At 64.5% G+C, this 947-nt stretch carries 1 pseudogene; it reads left to right on the top strand.

The annotated features are described in order from the left end of the window. Window positions 1–237: 237 nt before the first annotated feature. Window positions 238–947 (top strand): annotated as a pseudogene (locus EN906_RS35520) (carbamoyl phosphate synthase large subunit); the annotation flags it as partial.

Below are 947 nucleotides of genomic sequence, written 5' to 3'. Positions count from 1 at the left end.
ATATGCGATAGCCCTGCCCCTTGAGGGGGAGATGCCTGGCAGGGTAAAGGGGGGCGCGCCGGAACAAGGCGCTTCTCGGCTGGCGCCGCCCACAACAACCCTCATTTTCGGGGTTACATCAGTTAAAACTCTTCCCTATAAGGCCCTCCTAGCCTGATACCAGAATCGCGAGCACAACCGGCCGGGTCTTCCCGTCCCGGTTTTTTGTGCAAGCCGCCCGCCGAACGGACCTTTGACATGCCAAGACGCACTGACATCAAGTCGATCCTGATCATCGGGGCCGGCCCCATCGTCATCGGCCAGGCCTGCGAGTTCGACTATTCCGGAACCCAGGCCTGCAAGGCGCTGAAGGAGGAAGGCTTCCGCGTCATCCTGGTCAATTCCAACCCAGCCACCATCATGACCGACCCGGAACTGGCCGACGCCACCTATATCGAGCCGATCACGCCCGAAGTGGTCGCCAAGATCATCGCCAAGGAGCGGCCCGACGCGCTGCTGCCGACCATGGGCGGCCAGACCGCGCTCAACACCGCTCTGTCGCTGCGCCGCATGGGTGTGCTCGAGCGCTACAATGTCGAGATGATCGGCGCCGACGCCACGGCCATCGACAAGGCCGAGGACCGCGCGCTGTTTCGCGAGGCGATGAAGAAGATCGGCTTGGAAACGCCGAAGTCGATGCTGGCCAACGCCACCGACGTCAAGAACACCGACCGCAAGACGCATGAGGCCGAGCGCGCCGCCGTCAAGGCCGAGGCGCCTGCCGATCTCGATGCCGCGCTCGACGCGCTGGAGACCCGCTGGAACCTCGGCGAAGGCGACCGCAAGCAGCGCTACATCAGCCATGGCATGGCGATCGCCGCACAGGCGCTCGACCATGTCGGCCTGCCGGCCATCATCCGCCCGTCCTTCACCATGGGCGGCACCGGCGGCGGCATCGCCTATAACAG

The sequence above is a fragment of the Mesorhizobium sp. M7A.F.Ca.CA.004.06.1.1 genome (genome assembly GCF_003999135.1).
Taxonomy (GTDB): Bacteria; Pseudomonadota; Alphaproteobacteria; order Rhizobiales; family Rhizobiaceae; genus Mesorhizobium.
This window is presented reverse-complemented; position numbering and strand designations above follow the sequence as displayed.